This is a genomic window from Paraburkholderia panacisoli, from assembly GCF_008369935.1.
Lineage (GTDB): Bacteria > Pseudomonadota > Gammaproteobacteria > Burkholderiales > Burkholderiaceae > Paraburkholderia > Paraburkholderia panacisoli.
The window spans coordinates 257,186-272,976 of the sequence record NZ_VTUZ01000009.1 but is presented as its reverse complement, the minus strand read 5'-3'; the positions used below and the strand labels follow the sequence as shown (position 1 = coordinate 272,976).

Annotated in this window: 12 protein-coding genes and 3 pseudogenes; 8 read left to right on the top strand and 7 right to left on the bottom strand. The window is 58.4% G+C overall.

The annotated features are described in order from the left end of the window. Position 1 precedes the first annotated feature (1 nt). Entirely contained in the window at positions 2–1,132 is a 1,131-nt protein-coding gene (locus FVF58_RS16370; RefSeq protein ID WP_149670906.1) for an FAD-binding oxidoreductase, read from the top strand. Between the two features lie 153 nt (positions 1,133–1,285). Then, positions 1,286–2,515, top strand: a complete 1,230-nt coding sequence (locus tag FVF58_RS16365; protein ID WP_149670905.1) for a M24 family metallopeptidase — start codon at positions 1,286–1,288, stop codon at positions 2,513–2,515. A 105-nt stretch (positions 2,516–2,620) separates the two neighbouring features. On the opposite strand, the gene FVF58_RS16360 is transcribed toward FVF58_RS16365, so the two are convergent. Continuing rightward, positions 2,621–2,956, bottom strand: coding sequence for a hypothetical protein (locus tag FVF58_RS16360; protein WP_149670904.1), 336 nt, complete (start codon positions 2,954–2,956; stop codon positions 2,621–2,623). Positions 2,957–4,699: 1,743 nt separating this feature from the next. On the opposite strand from FVF58_RS16360, the pseudogene FVF58_RS16345 reads away from it, so the two are divergent. The 4 genes and pseudogenes from FVF58_RS16345 to FVF58_RS16325 form a co-directional block, all read left to right on the top strand. Next, positions 4,700–4,846 (top strand): annotated as a pseudogene (locus FVF58_RS16345) (AraC family transcriptional regulator); the annotation flags it as partial. A 104-nt stretch (positions 4,847–4,950) separates the two neighbouring features. Next, on the top strand, positions 4,951–5,370 hold the full coding sequence (locus FVF58_RS16340; protein ID WP_149670902.1) for a cupin domain-containing protein: 420 nt from the start codon (positions 4,951–4,953) through the stop codon (positions 5,368–5,370). Between the two features lie 21 nt (positions 5,371–5,391). Then, positions 5,392–6,540 carry a branched-chain amino acid ABC transporter substrate-binding protein gene (locus tag FVF58_RS16335; protein WP_149670901.1) on the top strand — a complete coding sequence of 383 codons (1,149 nt, stop codon included), beginning with the start codon at positions 5,392–5,394 and terminating at the stop codon, positions 6,538–6,540. A gap of 433 nt (positions 6,541–6,973) precedes the next feature. Continuing rightward, the gene (locus tag FVF58_RS16325) at positions 6,974–7,444 is read left to right on the top strand and encodes a PRC-barrel domain-containing protein (RefSeq protein ID WP_149670900.1); all 471 of its coding nucleotides are present in this window, start codon (positions 6,974–6,976) and stop codon (positions 7,442–7,444) included. A 310-nt stretch (positions 7,445–7,754) separates the two neighbouring features. Here FVF58_RS16325 and FVF58_RS16320 read toward each other — a convergent pair whose 3' ends face one another. Further along, positions 7,755–8,456, bottom strand: a complete 702-nt coding sequence (locus tag FVF58_RS16320; RefSeq protein ID WP_149670899.1) for a TetR/AcrR family transcriptional regulator — start codon at positions 8,454–8,456, stop codon at positions 7,755–7,757. 669 nt (positions 8,457–9,125) lie between these two features. Further along, positions 9,126–9,380 (bottom strand): annotated as a pseudogene (locus FVF58_RS16310) (CDF family Co(II)/Ni(II) efflux transporter DmeF); the annotation flags it as partial. A gap of 477 nt (positions 9,381–9,857) precedes the next feature. Here FVF58_RS16310 and FVF58_RS16305 point away from each other — a divergent pair. Continuing rightward, positions 9,858–11,033 (top strand): porin, encoded by a 1,176-nt coding sequence (locus FVF58_RS16305; protein ID WP_149670897.1) that lies wholly within the window; start codon positions 9,858–9,860, stop codon positions 11,031–11,033. Positions 11,034–11,207: 174 nt separating this feature from the next. Here the strand turns inward: FVF58_RS16305 and FVF58_RS16300 are convergent, their stop codons facing one another. Continuing rightward, a complete protein-coding gene (locus FVF58_RS16300) occupies positions 11,208–12,653 on the bottom strand; it encodes a DEAD/DEAH box helicase (protein ID WP_149670896.1) in 1,446 nt (481 codons plus the stop codon). A 135-nt stretch (positions 12,654–12,788) separates the two neighbouring features. Then, a complete protein-coding gene (locus tag FVF58_RS16295; protein ID WP_149670895.1) occupies positions 12,789–12,986 on the bottom strand; it encodes a hypothetical protein in 198 nt (65 codons plus the stop codon). A 72-nt stretch (positions 12,987–13,058) separates the two neighbouring features. Between FVF58_RS16295 and FVF58_RS16290 the strand changes: the two are divergent. Next, positions 13,059–13,247, top strand: a pseudogene (locus FVF58_RS16290) (IS6 family transposase); the annotation flags it as partial. 438 nt (positions 13,248–13,685) lie between these two features. Here the strand turns inward: FVF58_RS16290 and FVF58_RS16285 are convergent. Further along, on the bottom strand, positions 13,686–14,396 hold the full coding sequence (locus FVF58_RS16285) for a Crp/Fnr family transcriptional regulator (RefSeq protein WP_149670894.1): 711 nt from the start codon (positions 14,394–14,396) through the stop codon (positions 13,686–13,688). Between the two features lie 303 nt (positions 14,397–14,699). Next, entirely contained in the window at positions 14,700–15,731 is a 1,032-nt protein-coding gene (locus FVF58_RS16280; protein ID WP_246217084.1) for an NAD(P)H-quinone oxidoreductase, read from the bottom strand. Between the last annotated feature and the right edge of the window lie 60 nt (positions 15,732–15,791).

Sequence of the window (15,791 nt, the reverse complement as noted above, 5' to 3'; positions counted from 1 at the left end):
CATGAACTCTGTTGAAAGAATTTTTGAGCCTGTACCCGAGACCACCGACAGGCTGTCTAACTCCGACACGTGGGAGAGTGGTGGCAGGCTCTGGCCGAGTGGCGTACGGCAAACGCTGACGTGTTGTCGTGTTGTCGACGAAACGCACGACGTCAAAAGCTTTGAGTTTCGCACGAGCGAAGGATTGCCTGTGCGTTTCGAGCCTGGCCAGTTCATGACCGTATCGGCGAATGTGCAAGGGCAATCGGTCGAACGCTGCTACACGATATCCTCCGCTCCGACGCGGCCCTATCTACTCTCCATCACCGTCAAACGTGTTCCCGGCGGGACGATGTCGAACTGGCTGCATGAAAACATGCAGCCGGGAAGCCAGCTTGCAGCGTATGGCCCATCGGGGACTTTCACGCCGACGGCCGCGCCAGCGGCGAAGTCGCTGTACCTGTCGGCCGGCTCCGGCGTCACGCCCTTGATGTCGATGACACGAGCGGGCATCGACCTGGGGCTCGACCGAGATGTAGCGTTTGTGCACAGTGCAAGGACGCCCGCCGACATCGTCTTCCGTGAGGAATTGCAACGGCTCGCGAAGCTGTCGCCGCGTCTGCACCTTTTTTTCGTCTGCGAAGGTGTTGGCCAAGAGCAAGATTGGGCGGGCGCCACCGGGCGTCTGAGCCTCGAGTTGCTCTCTAGATGGCTTCCGGATTATGCAGAACGTGAGGTGTTCACCTGCGGCCCCGCCCCCTACATGAGCGCAGTCAGAGAAATGCTGCGTGAAGGCGGTCACGACCCGGCTCGATATCACCAGGAAAGTTTCGACATCTCTGCCGGTGTTGCTCCAGAACCCGCCGAGGCTAAGAGCGAAGTGGCGCAGGAGACTTTTACCGTGAAACTTTCTCGTTCCTCAAAGACCTTCACGATAAACGCGTCAGAGACCGTGCTGGTCGCGGCCAGAAAGAATGGTGTCGCAATCCCATCGTCATGCAGCCAGGGTATGTGCGGCACCTGCAAGACGATGGTCCTTCAAGGTTCGGTTGACATGAAACACAACGGCGGCATTCGTGAACGTGAAGTTCAGAAGGGCTTCCGTCTCCTGTGCTGCAGTCGGCCAACTTCCGACCTGGTGCTCGAGTTGTAACGCTCATAAGTCAATGAGCGTGGGCCGTGCTTGCAGATATGCGCGGCCACTCCTCACCGCGAAGAAAACCTTTGTACCAGCGTCACGCGCAAAACCGATGCCGATTCTCAATTCTGCCAACACCGAAGCGCTACGGCCCCTGGGAGGGATAGCATGTCTGTCAGCGAGATGATTGACGTGAGTAGCGTTGGTATTTCGGAGCGTTCGATGGATACGCTTCAGAATGTCAGGGCGTACAGACTGCGACGAGTGATAGAGCAGTTGCGGAACAATGATTGTCCCGCGATTCTGTTGTATGACCCGGTCAACATCCGATATGCCACCGATACTTCCAACATGCAAATCTGGACGGGTCGTAATCCGTCTCGGTACGTCATGGTGTTCGTCGACGGACGAGTGATTGGCTGGGAGTTTCATAGCTGCGAGCACGTCTGGGACGGGCTGGACTTGGACCTTGAGTTACGCAGCGCTGTCAGTTGGACATTCTTCAGCGCAGGCACTCAGGCCGAACGACGAGCTGACCTTTGGGGCGCAGAAATCGTTGACGTCATGCAAAGGCGCGTACCAGGAGAGTCCCGCCTCGCGGTCGACCGCCTGGACCCCGCCGGCGCAGCCTACTTAGTAAAGAACGGCCTGACGCTCCTTGATGGACAGGCAATGATGGAGATGGCTCGCACCGTCAAGTCGGCCGGCGAGCTAATGTTGATGAACGAATCGCTGCGTGCATGCGAGAAGGGAATAGAGCGCATGCGCCGCGAATTGCGACCGGGTATAACAGAGCGGGACCTGTGGGCAAATCTCCATTATGAAAACATCAAGCACGGGGGCGAATGGATTGAAACACGCCTTCTTGCCTCCGGTGACAGAACGAACCCGTGGATGCACGAGTGTTCGTCGCGTGTGCTTCAGAACGGGGAGTTGTTGGCCTTCGACACGGACATGGTCGGGCCGAATGGCTACTGCTCGGATATCTCCCGGACGTGGACTGTAGGCCATGCACGACCTTCCGACGAGCAGCGAAAGCTCTATGAAGCAGCCTATTCGCAAGTCCACTTCAACATGGACCTCTTGCGTCCGGGTATGACATTCCGCGAGTTTTCGGAAAGGGCCTGGAAGATACCCGAGATATATCTGAAAAACAGGTACAGCTGCGTCGCACATGGCATCGGCATGGTTGACGAGTATCCGAACATCGCACATCAGGTTGATTGGGACAGCGGTGGCTATGACGGTCAGTTTGAGGTCGGCACGACGCTTTGCGTCGAGAGCTATATCGGTGCAGAAGGAGGTAAACAAGGGGTGAAGCTTGAGCAGCAGGTGGTGCTCATAGAGAGCGGTTGTGTGCCACTCACATCATGCTGCTTTGAAACTGACTGGCTGTGAGGTCGCCGCCAGGAAAGCTGCAATCCGTTCGGGCTACGCAGGCCGGCGCCAGCGCGTGACTGCGACGGACCGTCCCGGGACAAACTGCAGACATGGTTGCGCGGTTCACTCGTCGCACAGGTCGCTACACGGGCCGGCATATCGAACATCCAGAGCGGAGCCGTCCCTGAAAACAAGTCGCTTCACGGTTCCAAAATCCGTAACACTCTGAACGGCATCGCGTTTTACGAAGACGCCTGGACGCTCGTCAGGCAGAACGAGTTGCATCAGCGCGCCGAATTTTTGCATGGCATCGAAAAAGCTGGACTCGCGCGACGGCTCGGTCGCTCCTAACCAGTAGATGATGGCGGCGCAGGGATTCCGGGCATCGCGCGCGAGAAACCTGAGCCTTTGTTCGGTATGGATGTAGGACGACGGTTCGATTTGTGGCACATCGCGCATTCGATTCTCCGTTGTTTGCCCCTCCGTATCACGGCGCTGATGCGTGACGCAGACCTCAGGCATTCAGGTCGACCCAGATGCGTCCCCAACGGGTCGCATACCTCAACGCCTGCTCGTCGTCAAAGAAGTAGTCCAGAGCAGCGAACGTCTCCGGCGCACGGCCGGGCTTCTCGATAACAAGGTCTGCGGCATGCAAACCACTGTGTGCGGGGCATGCCCTTGCGATAAGTCGGCAACCTCGATGTAACGTCGACACGGCCGCCGTCATTGCGTTAGCTCCATCATGTTTCTTCGTCCGCGCCGAACTGTTTGTGGCGCGTCACTGCAACGGCACGACTTCGCTGCGGTCGGTTGCCAGCGCGATAGCCCATGTATTGGGATTTCATGTCGAAGGAGCATTCTGCGGTAAACACGCGACCGCTAAAACCAGTGTTAACTCTACATATTTTGACTCCACATGCACGTTGTAGCCGGCCAGTTCCCCGTCAGTCAACAGCACTGGCCATCAGCACCGCGGCTAGAACGATGCGGCGCAACGATGCGCGATTAGATACCCGCTCCGAGCGTCGTCACATCCATGATAGGAAATTGCGCTACCTGCGCGACTAGGTTGCCCTGCTACCCGGACAGGGTTGAGAGGGTCAAGGGGTGTCAAAGGGCAATGGCCGGTCGACCTACAGCTTCGACGCTTCGCCGCGACCGGACCTGTCCAATGTTGGGAAGCTAACGAGATAGGGTTGCGTCCGCTGGGCCTGGCCCGGGCGTGAGTCTATGCGCTCGGTCGGAAGCGTTGCCCTGATTGATATCACCATGTCCGGCATGGATGGCCTCGAACTCGCACAGTTGCTCCGTCTGAGGGCGCAATGCTCCCAGACGAAGCTTGTGGCGTTGACGGGCGATACCGATGTCGCCGCATAGGCGCCAGTGTGACGAACGGGTATTTGACTGCCATCTCGTCAAGCCACTGTCGCTCGATGACCTCGCGGATGTTTTGCGGCATTAGTGCCGTCTGAACTGACCATGTCAGGCCAAAAGACCACAGCAAATTCGAACAACCTGTGTGAGGCGGGCCGGGTCTGCATGAATATTCACGGGATACGGCGGCACAGCGATATGCAGTTGATGCCGATAGACCCTTGTGGCGCAGTGACTCCGACCAACCTGGTTGCCGCGGTCAGACTACTTGCGCCGGCATTGCAGATGAGACGACCGGCGCGGTCAATGCGATACGAAAGATGATGTGGGAGGGCGGCAAACCTGGGACATTCCCTATAAGGCAGCCCCAGTTGCGGAAAACCGAAGGTCCCAAATAGCCACTTCTGTCGGTTGCCATCCACCGCAAACCCCCGTCAACACTGATATCGCGAGCATCTCATTTTCTAAGCCTCTTTTCCGCGAACATGGGCAAGTGCCTTGCATTACCAAAGGTATGGGAAAGTGCGCAGAAAATGTAGCTGGATGGGGCAATTTGGCTTGCTACTCTGCAATCCATGCATTAAGCACCGACGAGCACCGCGCGAACCGGCGCGCGAATATTCTGCATATCGTGCGAGGAATGGTGACTTGTGCGACCTAACTGCCTCGCAGCGTTCGCCTCCGACTCCTGCACCCAACCTCAGTGATGAAGCTAGCTCAGGGTGTCCGGCCAGAACAAACGAGACCTACAAATGCAGGGTCCGTGTTAAGGCTAGTAGGTCGCCGGCTTCAATTTCTTGAACTTGAGTTGGGATGACAGAATGACCCCAAACCATCGCCGATATTGTCTTGTGCTGTGGCTTCTCGGACGCTTCTCATCTTGATCGTGAGTTCAGGAAAGAATTTGGCGAATCGTCGAAGGCTTATCGCGTGGCGCGACCGCAGAGCCAATCGCCAGCATTGGCCGCAACCTAACGGGCACGCAATTGACACATAGGCGTCGACGGCGAAAGCAGCAAGTGGCCGAGGCATGACAAGAAAGGTTTCTTCTTTCATTCAGATACCGGAACAGAGAGAAAATGGCTACCACGCAAATGCGCGATGAAATGGTTCTCTTTGGATTGAAGGTCAAGGACGGCCGCCGGTGGTATTCGATTGATGAGCGCGACTGGCGACCTATGAAGATTGGGGATGCAGTGCTTCCTGGGTTTTTCTGGATTCCAGTTGCCGATGATGAGAATGAAGCCTGGAGCAGCTATTGGATGCGCCTGCAACCAGGGGCGCGCTCGTTCGAGCACCTGCACGACTCGACCGAGCTGATTCTGATTCTCGATGGTGTGTTCACAGACGACGACGGTACTGATTTCCTTCCGGGACATACGGTGTGCTACCCAGCGGGCTCGCGACATAGCACCTCCTCGAAAGAGGGCTGTACGGTACTGGTCGTTGCTCATACCGGGTCGACCATCGTTTCTCAACCACAAGGCACGCACGCCTGAGTCATCACCGGGAGTAAACCAATGCGCAACGCCTCACGAAATTTTTTTACCGCCGGGCTGACTGCCGTCGCGATGTCGCTTGCGTGTAACCCGTCCATTGCACAGCAGGTCGTGAAGATTGGCGTGTCAGCCCCGTTGACGGGAGCCGGAGCTGCCAACGGGAAGGACATTGAGAATGGCGTTCGCCTGGCCGTCGAAGAAGCTAACGCGCGGCACCCTAAACTGGGCGGACAGGAGGTGCGCTTCGAGTTGGACTCCGTCGATGACCAGGGTGACCCGCGCATTGGTGTGCAGGTGGCCCAGAAACTGGTCGACGACGGGGTGGTGGCCGTGGTGGGCTACTACAACTCCGGCGTAGCGTTACCCGCGTCACCGATATTTGCAAAGGCTGGCATCCCGTTGATTGACCCGGCGGCCACGAACCCGGCTATAACCCGGCAAGGCCTTAAGAACGTGTTTCGGATTATCGTCACCGACGCACAGAACTCCGGGAATGCAGGAAAGTATGCGGTAACGGTCCCCAAGGCACAGCGCATTGCCGTGATGGATGACCGCACGGCATTTGGCCAGGGTACTGTAGACGAATTCAAGAAGGCCGTAGTCGCGGCCGGTGGTCACATTGTCGCCTCGGAATACACGAACGACAAGGCCGTGGAGTTCAACGCGCAACTCACGAATATCAAGGCGGCGAATGCCGACCTCCTGTACTTTGCCGGCCTTGATAACCAGGCTGCACTGTTGACTAAACGCATGAAACAACTCGGCATGCGGACACAGTTCGTAGGAAGCGGCGGTATCGCCGACAGCATCTTCATCAGCGTTGCGGGCAGTGCTGCTGAAGGCGCGATGGCGTGGGAGTATGGACGGCCTGTCGAGTCGCTTCCTCAGGGAAAGGCGTTCGCGGCAAAATTCAGGAAGAGATTCGGCGCAGACACTTTGACTTATGCGCCATTCGCGTACGACTGTGCCTGGGTGGCCATCAACGCGATGAAACAGGCGAACTCGGCAAAACCTGAGGTGTTCATGCCTGCGCTACGGACGACCCAGTACGACGGAATCACGGGGAAGATTGCGTTCGATTCGTACGGGGACTTGAAACACCCGACCTCAACGCTCTATCAGGTTAAAGGCGCCAAGTGGATGCCTGTGACGACCATTAGCGCTGAGTGACCGGCTGAGCGGAGATTGTTGAAGCCGCTCGTCATGCAGTTGGCGGAAATATTCAGCCACGGCCGTGGACTTGAATGGGTTCCGGCAATTTATACTCCTCAGACGTCTTCACTGCGAAGGCTTCATTTGGCCGCGCAATCCTTTGGAGACGCTTTTCTTTATGGTCCGCCCGTTGACGGCCGCACAGCCTCGCCCGCCGTTTTAAGACTGGCACTTCGACCAGAACGAGACGGCCTGACCGTAGATATTGCGAAGTGACGAGGTCCAGCACGTGCAGAACCTCTGTCCATTCCACTGCAACCAACTGCTGTTCTGTTTTCGCACCATGCGCGTATTTCGCGCCGTCCACTTGCAGTTATCATGGAAGAAAGTTTTGTAAGGTATCAGGCACGGGGGTTGCGCGACTATCTGTTTCAACCTCAGGAGCCACATGATGACTGTACCCAACCCGCAACTGCACCCGGCCGGCACCGGCGCGAAAATCGTTGGCAGCACCGCTGGCGCGGGGCCCGGACCGGCGGTGATGGCGGCGACCACGCTCAATGGCGACAGGGTCGTGTCATCCGACGGCGAACACGTGGGCAAGATAGCCGACATCATGCTGGACGTGCGAAGCGGACGGATTGCCTATGCGGTCCTCTCCACCGGGGGATTCCTCGGCATCGGGGATACGCTGCACGCCATCCCGTGGAGTGCACTGACACTGGATGCAATTGACCGGTGTTTCGTCGTGGACATCCCGGCCCAGCGGCTCAAGGATGAGCCGGGGTTCGACAAGGACCACTGGCCTTCAATGGCGGACGAAAAATGGGGCGCCACGGTCCATCACTATTACAACCGCGAACCCTACTGGACCGCGACCCGGGACATCAGCGAAGGACGCGAGACCGACATCCAGAACTGAAGCCCGGCGGCTCTATGGACTGCTGTCAGTCTCTGCACGACCCGGTCCGACGCTTCCGGTCAAGCAATGGCCCGAGCGGAAAGACGTGAACGCCGACGGCGGCGAAAGCTCGAACGGCACGGCAACGATACAGCCGGTGACGGCAATCTCCCCGTCACCGGAATATGTTGACGGGCGGTCTACTTCCTCCGGACCGCCTTCTTGTTCTGGCTTTACCCCATCCCTCGTTCCGACATCGCCGCGACTGCACGCGGGTCGCGGCGAGTCGCGACCACCTTGGCGAAGTCTGTATCGGGAAGCCGGATATCCGTCAGTTCATTCTCGCCCCGTCTTCCCGTGCAGCAGCGCCAGCGCTCGCAGGATAGAGTGATGTGGCTGCCGATGCTGGCCTCAAAAACGAAAGCAGCATCTCGACCTGCATCGCCGACACTGCCTCGATGGCAGACGGCGCCGAGTAGTCCCGCCCGACGAACGCTTTCAGGGTGAACCGGTTGGAAACCACGTAATAGCCCATTGCGACCAGGGTCACGTAGAAATCCAGCGCGTCCACATCGGCCCGGAATTCTCCGGCAGCTGCGCCACGCGCCAAGGTCGCGCTCAACAGGCTAATCACCGGGGAAATGGCTTCTCGCAGTTTTGGCGAACGTGCGAGATATTGCCCTTCATGCAGATTTTCGTTGTTGATGAGGCTCAGCCAGCGTGGATTTGCCCTCAGGTAATCCCATATGGAGAGCGCGAGCGCACGAATGGCGTCTGCAGGTTGCAGCCCCGAAAGGTCCAAGCTCACTTCATGATTTGCGAACTCCACGTACATGGCCTCGAGGACGGCGACGTACAGCCCTTCCTTGCTTTGGAAATAGTAATAGAGCATTCGCTCGTTCGTGCCCGCGGCGGTCGCAATCGCGTCGACGCGCGCCCCGGCGAGCCCCTGCGTTGTGAACTGTTGTGTCGCGGCGTCCAGAATGCGCCGGCGGGTGCCCTCGGGGTCTCTTTTCAATTTGGGTTCGTTCATTGTCGGCGGCTCCATCTTTGAGTGGAAAGCTTCGGTGACGCCGCCATTATGCGCGTCTCCCGTCGTCGATTTCCACGGACGGTAAAATGTCGCTTTCGCGGAGAGAGCACCAATGGACAAACGGAATTACGTAGCCATGCAGACGTGGTCTTCACGGTGTTCGAGATGCTGCGGAAGGAGCTTGCGGTAGAGTTTGATGACTCGGTCGTGCTGGGCCGGTTGCATGAGATTGCTTCGCTTCCAGCGGCTGACTTCTTCGCCGCGCTTGGTGACCTGGCAGCAGGCCTGCCTACGCAGGTTGAGCCATCGGTCGTCCTGTCACGCTGCGCTCCACTGCCGTGCGCATTCGCGAAGCCGTTAACCATTCCGCGAGACGCACGCTGACTCAGCCATGGAGCAATGGCGCGCTAGCGGTGTGGACCGAATGCGTTGCGAAGCAGCTGTTTCGCTAGCGGCCTATCAGCCGGCGCAGCCATGAACCGCGAGGCGCGCGGATCGCGTTCTTGTAGGCCGCCCATAGCCTGGGTGACGGCCAGGTCGAGGTCGCCGGGAGCAGCTCGAGCATGGCCGCCCGGATATGAGGCATGTCGTTGAGCGCCCACTGCTCGGCGAAATCACCGTTCCATCGAAGGCACACACATCGATGCACGGCGACTTGACTGCCATGTGTCAGGCCGCCGCGTGTGAAGGCTGCACTTCAACGGTGACATGCGACAGCCCCTTGAAGTGCTCAAGCACCGCGTGATAGAAGCGCGAGTCTCGCTGGGGTTCACCTGTTGCCACCGACACCACGGCGCTCATGTGACCCGGACCCACCCGCCATACGTGCAGGTCGACGACCTTGTCGCCACGGTCCTCGATAGCGTTCCGCACGTTCTCGGCCATGCGCCGGTCGGGATTCATATCGAGCAGGATTGCGCCCGTGTTCTTTGAGAATAAATACGGGAGATTCATGCGATGTCCCTTTGCATGCGTACGCCTGTCGCTTGCCTCAGTCAAACCCGCTATTTTCTGCTTTTCCCTGCTTTTCTGGAACGGTGAGCGGTGTGCAGTGGACTTCGCGTCGTCGAAAGTATTGTTCCGCTTAATTCATTTTTTATATTAAAGCTCTGTTGCCGCAGCAATAATAAGCAATCCTTCTCCATTCCCTGGCCGCCCTGAATCGGCAATGCCTCGTGCTCAAGGCAGCGCAGCGCATCAAGACCCAACTGATAAGTCGTTATCCTGCACATAAAATTATCAGACGATTTGCGCACACCTGTCCCGACACTGCAAATAAACAACACTCCGTAACTAATATCTGTGCCTCAATGAAATGACACGCTACGCTCCCTTCACGGTCTTAATGTTCGAGCGTGGAAAAACTTTCCCAGTCAGCTTACCAATTACTGTGGATTGCTAATGAAAAAAATACTTATTTCCAGCGCCACTGGCGTGCTTTTCGCTGCCGCGGCGTCGTCGGCATTCGCACAAAGCTCGGTCACACTGTACGGCATCGTCGATGAAGCCATCCGGTATCAGACGAATGCTGGCCCGGGCGGCAACGACCAGGTCGCTATGACGTCCGGCCCGGAAACCCACAGCCGCTGGGGGTTGAGGGGCAGTGAGGATCTGGGGGACGGCTGGTCCGCAATCTTCCGCCTCGAAAACGGCTTCGAAGCCTTCAATGGGCAACTACACGAGCCTGGCGTACTGTTCAGTCGGCAAGCTTTCGTGGGTCTTTCGAACAAAACGTGGGGCTCGCTGACCTTTGGCAGACAATATGCGCCGGCCTACGACACCTTGGGCGATATCTTCGACCCGCTGACCGTTGGCAACTATTGGCAAAACAGCTGGATGTATAACGGCATCGGCCCTTACCTCGAAGTCAACAACTCGGTCAAGTACAAGGGCAGCTTCGATGGTTTGGATGTCAATGCCCTTTACGGCTTTGGCAATCAGCCGGGCGCGGTCGGTCTCGGCGCCACCTATGCCGTGGAACTGACGTACACGTACGGCCCTGCCATGCTCAACGCAGGCTTCCAGCAGGTCTCCGTTCCCACATCTGCGACTGGCTCTTCGGTCGGCACCAGTGTCGGCAGCTCAATCAATGGCGCCAAGACCAACTTCCTGCACATCAGCGGCGCGTTTCAGGTCACCCACGACATCCGCCTCCTGGCCGGCTGGCTGCGGGGGCAGGACCAGACTGGTTTGACTGACAGCTACATGCAGCAATCTGGCGCGCCGACACTGAAGGGTGGCAGCCCCAACCGTATCGACGACACCTATTACGTCGGTGCGAATTGGCACGCCATGCCTGCGCTGCTGTTCACGTTCGCCTACTACTACGGGCAGACGCGCAATGCTGAACTGCTCGACGGCACGCTCGGCAGGGGGGTGAACCAATCGGCTACTGTTCTCGCCGAATACTCGTTCACGAAGCGCACGGAAGTCTACGGGATCACGGACTTCGCGCGCGGCACAGGCGCCTTCTCCGCCGACTATCCGGGCGGGGTCAACGGCGAGGGCGTTCCGACCAACACCATTGGCCGGACCAATCAGGTAGGCGTGGCAATCGGACTTCGCACGATGTTCTAAAGACGCGTTCATACCCTCCCGACGCGGACCCCGCGTCGGAGGCTTTGATAATCATATAGCCGGCCTCCTGTGCGTCACGTCGGTGTTCGCACCCTGACTGTACGGCCGGCCGTTCGATTCGAACGGAGGGAGGTCGGCTATATGATTATCAAAGCCGTTACTCATCCCCACGGATCAGGGTTGGCGTTTGCCGCGGCCACCAGTGGGTTTGCCAGCCGGCTTAAGTGAACCCGCAGCTGGCTTGCTGGCGGGTTTGCTGCGTGGCTTTTGCACGCTGAATGGGTTACCGCTCGACAAGCTTGTGCCTTTCCCCGCGGCCACAGCGCGCTGCGCCGCAGGCTTGCGTTTGTTTTCGCCACTTTGCGGGTGCGGTTTTTTGCTGAGCACCTGCATGGCGCCCGGCGCAGCTTGCGGCACTTTCGGCTTCTTAGGCTTTTTGGGTTTCTTGATGATCTGGCCCGTCGCGCTAGTTTGCGGCACGCGGTGTTCGGCTTCAAAACCCGGCTCTTCTTCACGGGGCAGCGTTTGCCGGATCAGCGCTTCAATCGCGGCCAGTTGCGGCGCTTCATCGGCACACACAAGGGACACCGCCACGCCGCTGGCGCCCGCGCGGCCGGTACGGCCAATACGGTGCACATAGTCTTGCGCCACGATCGGCAGATCAACGTTGATCACCAGCGGCAGGTCGTCGATATCAAGCCCGCGCGCTGCCACATCGGTGGCTACCAGCATATGTACTTCGCCCGTCTTGAAGCGCTCCAGCGCACGCAGGCGCGCGGGTTGCGGTTTGTCGCCGTGGATGGTGTCGACCGCATAGCCCGCTTCATCCAGCATGGCCGCCAGGTAATCCACGCCATTGCGGGTTTTGACGAACACCAGCGCGTGCTCCCAGTTGTTCTCAGCCACAAGGTGCATGAAGAGGTCAGGCTTGTTCTTTTTATCCACCGGCACCACCCACTGCTTGATCTTGCTGGCCGTGGCATTGGGCGGGCTGACGCTGATATTGACCGGGCCGCGCAGAATGCCCGCCGCCATGGCGTGGATATCATCGGTAAACGTGGCAGAGAACAGCAGGGTCTGGCGCTGAGCGGGCAAGGCAGCAAAGACGGCGTTGAGTTCGCGCGCAAAGCCCAGATCCAGCATGCGGTCGGCCTCATCCAGCACCAGCGTTTGTACTTGATCAAACTGCACTGCGTTCTGGCGATTGAGATCTAGCAAACGGCCCGGCGTGGCAACGAGCACATCCACGCCCTTGCGCAACTTCATCATCTGCGGGTTGATACTCACACCGCCGTAGGCGGCCAGAAATCGTAAGTCGAGGCCTTTGCCGTAATCGATAAAGCTTTGCAGGACTTGTTCGGCCAGTTCACGCGTGGGCACCAGCACCAGAACACGCGCGCGGTTGCTGAACACCGCCGGGCCGTGTTGCACCAGCCGTTGCAACAGCGGCAGCGCAAAACCCGCCGTTTTGCCAGTGCCGGTTTGTGCCGCAGCCATGACGTCCTTGCCACTGAGCACAGCAGGAATCGCCTTGGTCTGCACCGGCGTAGGTGTCTGGTAGTTGAGGTCCTGCACATTACGCAGCAAGGGATCGATCAGGCCAAGCGAGGCAAAAGACATTGGCGTATTCCGGGCTAAAGCCGCAATTCTAGCGGTTACCGCCTGATTGCGCCGCGCAGATCAATGGTCAAAAAGATCGACGTTGATCGCCACTGAAAAACGTAGCGGTGCCGGGTGCCGCGCCGGCAAGCTGTACTACGAGACACCGATGAGCAGCACTGCCGCCAGCGACAACCCCACTTGTATCAACAGCAAACGCGCCGGTGGCCGCGCAACCAGCCACGCGCGCACCTGCATCGCCACCAGCTGCCAGAAATAAGGCCAGAGTCCTGCCAGGCCATCCAGGATCGCATCTGTCGCGGTAAAGAAAATCAGGAAAAGTCGAGACGGCACGAATAGGAATGCTTATTTCGCAAGATCGCACAACTGCTAGGCGACTGAACTATGCCGACCCCCGTCACTCTTCATCTGCCCGAGCAGGACCACTGCGCCATCAAACGCATCATCAGATCGATGATGGGGTTCAAGGATTTCCGCTGCGCACGCATCATCCTGTCCGGCATCGAAATCGCGCACATGATCCGCAAAGAGCTGATGCAGAACGACGACGGCACAAACACCGCAGCGGAGCAATTCTATTCGCTGATCATGTAAGCATTCCTACTCATTCGTGAATTCTATCGCTTGATTTGTGTTATCGCGACACAACCATTAGGCTTCTGCCGATCGAGCTGCGACTTCATATCTGTAATGTCCAGATTCTTATCGCGAACATTGCAATCGGGAAGTTGGGCGGCAATGGAGGAGTTAGACGCCCGGGCGTTTCGTGGCCACCGTCTTCGAATGTCGGTGGCCAGCTTTCGGGTCCAGATCGCGAGTCCCTCATTGCCGTAGAGACGTTCGTCGTCTTCTCATCTATCAAATCGCACATGGCGCGAGCGATTGCTTGGGCCTGATCTATGGAAAAGCTCTTGTTCTCAATGAGCCAATCATCATCTGCGTTGTACTTCTCAGTGACGAGATCACGGTGCTGTAAGCTGTAAGCGGACCGCCACGCACTGGAGCACACGCAAAATGGGGGCGTGCCGGACGTCACCGCTTTTTCTGGCCCGCGGTACCCTGTCCTTTTTGCTGAAGCAGCGGCATGTCCCGTATCTCGATGTGTCCGTACCGCAACGCGATGGCACCGAGCTTCACCAACGCCTGCAACTCCTTGTTGAGCGTTGGCCGGCTGATGTTCAGCATCATGGCAAGCGTGTCTTGCGAAGTGGTGATGATGCATCGCTCGTCGGCGCTTTCTGTCATGTCGCCCCGCGCCAGCAAGAGCAGGCGGCGCGCGACGCGCTCCTGTTTGCTTTGCAAGGCTGAGTCGCTCATCAAGCCGTAGGTCATCCGCAAACGACCCGCCACCAGCTTCGCGATGGCATGGGCGAAAGGCGCGCGCTGCATCAATTCATTGAACTTGCCGGCAGTTACGGTCAAGAGTTCCGTATCCACTGGCGCGATGGCCGTGTGCGCCCGGCGCATGCGATCGAGCAGCGCGACCTCGCCGACCCAATTGCCGGGCTCGGTGATCGTCAGGATCGCCTCGTTGCCATCGGGATGCAGGATGCACAACTTGAGTAGTCCGCATGCGACGCCGAAGAACGCCGCCTGGGAGGCCCCGATTATGTCGCCTTGGCGGTAGAGAAATTCACCTTGGGTCAGCTGCCTCGGCGTAGCGGCGCTCAGCAATGCGTCGACTTCGGCCGGGGGCAGGCTTTGGAACCATGGGTTTTCAGCAAAGGTTCGCGGTTGATTCATGGTGCTACCACGCCTCGAGAGTGCTTTGTCACGTTGAGGGAGTCGGATGCAAGGGGCACACGGTCAGCCCTTCCACTCAGAAGGTGCCAGTGACACCGGTAAAAAGGGCATCTTCGCGATTCCAGCGGATCCGTGCCTCGGGCAGATCAATACGATCTGTGGGGCTGACACCTACCGTTTGAGCTCTTCCTCGACTACCCGCGCGTCGACTCGTCCAGCCCAACAGTGAGTCGAAGAAGCTGGCTCGCTTAGACGCGAGCCAGCTAACGATAGATTTGCTGATTCAGGCGGCGTTGCGCCGTATCACGCCGCGCGATGCGCGGCGGTAGTCAGCACGACTTTTCCGATGTGAACACCCGAGTCGATCAACTCATGAGCCCCACGCGCGTCTTCCAGCGCAAAGGTTCGATACACGTGCGGCTTGACCCGTCCCGCTTCGATGTGCGGCCACACTTGCTGTTCAAGCTCAGCAATGATTTCGGCCTTTTCTTCATGTGTACGCGAGCGCAGCGTTGAGCCGACGTGGGTGAGGCGTTTGGCCATCAACGGGAACAGGTCGAGATCCTTTGCTGGCCCTTTAAGCACGCTCACTTGCAGGATGCGGCCATTCATTGCCGCAGCCTTGTAGTTTCGCGCCACGTAATCGCCCGCAATGATGTCGAGAATCACGTCCACGCCTTTACCGCCCGTGAATTCGTCAACCTTCGTCACGAAATCCTCTTCGAGGTAGTTGATCGCGTGGTCCGCGCCCAGCCGCAGGCTTGCCTCGCGCTGCGCTTCGGAGCCGACAGTGGTCATGATCTTCGACGCGCCCATCGCTTTCGCAATCATTGTTGCGGTCGTGCCGATACCCGAGGCGCCGCCGTGAATGAGCACAGATTCGCCGGCCTGCAGTTTGCCGCGCTGGATGAGATTAAGCCACACGGTCATGAACGTTTCTGGCATCGCCGCCGCCTCGGACACATCGAGACCGGGCGGCAGCTTCATCGTGACATTGTGATTGGCAAGTGCGTACTCCGCATAACCACCGCCCGTCACCAGTGCGCAGACCAGATCGCCACGCTTGAAGCGACGCACAGCGGAGCCTACTTCAACGACCTCACCGGCAACTTCGAGCCCTGGAATGTCCGATGCACCCGGCGGCGGGTTGTACAGCCCCTTGCGCTGGTACACGTCGGGGCCATTCACGCCTGCTGCATGAACGCGGATCAACACCTCGTCAGCTTCCGGGCGCGGTACAGGGCGCTTCGTCGGAACCAGCACTTCAGGGCCGCCTGGCTGGATGATTTCGATTGCCGTCATTTCGGTGGGCGTATGGCAAAGAGCGTCGGACATAGGGAATCTCTCAACAGAGTTTGGTAGTAATCGTTGGGCTGGTGCGCTTCTGCGTACTGC

Bases quoted from the DNA above. Each gene is read 5' to 3' on its own strand.
- FVF58_RS16340 (WP_149670902.1), top strand. From the start codon at position 4,951: ATGGCTACCACGCAAATGCGCGATGAAATGGTTCTCTTTGGATTGAAG.
- FVF58_RS16280 (WP_246217084.1), bottom strand. From the start codon at position 15,731: ATGTCCGACGCTCTTTGCCATACGCCCACCGAAATGACGGCAATCGAA.
- FVF58_RS16305 (WP_149670897.1), top strand. From the start codon at position 9,858: ATGAAAAAAATACTTATTTCCAGCGCCACTGGCGTGCTTTTCGCTGCC.
- FVF58_RS16285 (WP_149670894.1), bottom strand. From the start codon at position 14,396: ATGAATCAACCGCGAACCTTTGCTGAAAACCCATGGTTCCAAAGCCTG.
- FVF58_RS16335 (WP_149670901.1), top strand. From the start codon at position 5,392: ATGCGCAACGCCTCACGAAATTTTTTTACCGCCGGGCTGACTGCCGTC.
- FVF58_RS16325 (WP_149670900.1), top strand. From the start codon at position 6,974: ATGACTGTACCCAACCCGCAACTGCACCCGGCCGGCACCGGCGCGAAA.
- FVF58_RS16370 (WP_149670906.1), top strand. From the start codon at position 2: ATGAACTCTGTTGAAAGAATTTTTGAGCCTGTACCCGAGACCACCGAC.
- FVF58_RS16365 (WP_149670905.1), top strand. From the start codon at position 1,286: ATGTCTGTCAGCGAGATGATTGACGTGAGTAGCGTTGGTATTTCGGAG.
- FVF58_RS16300 (WP_149670896.1), bottom strand. From the start codon at position 12,653: ATGTCTTTTGCCTCGCTTGGCCTGATCGATCCCTTGCTGCGTAATGTG.
- FVF58_RS16320 (WP_149670899.1), bottom strand. From the start codon at position 8,456: ATGAACGAACCCAAATTGAAAAGAGACCCCGAGGGCACCCGCCGGCGC.
- FVF58_RS16360 (WP_149670904.1), bottom strand. From the start codon at position 2,956: ATGCGCGATGTGCCACAAATCGAACCGTCGTCCTACATCCATACCGAA.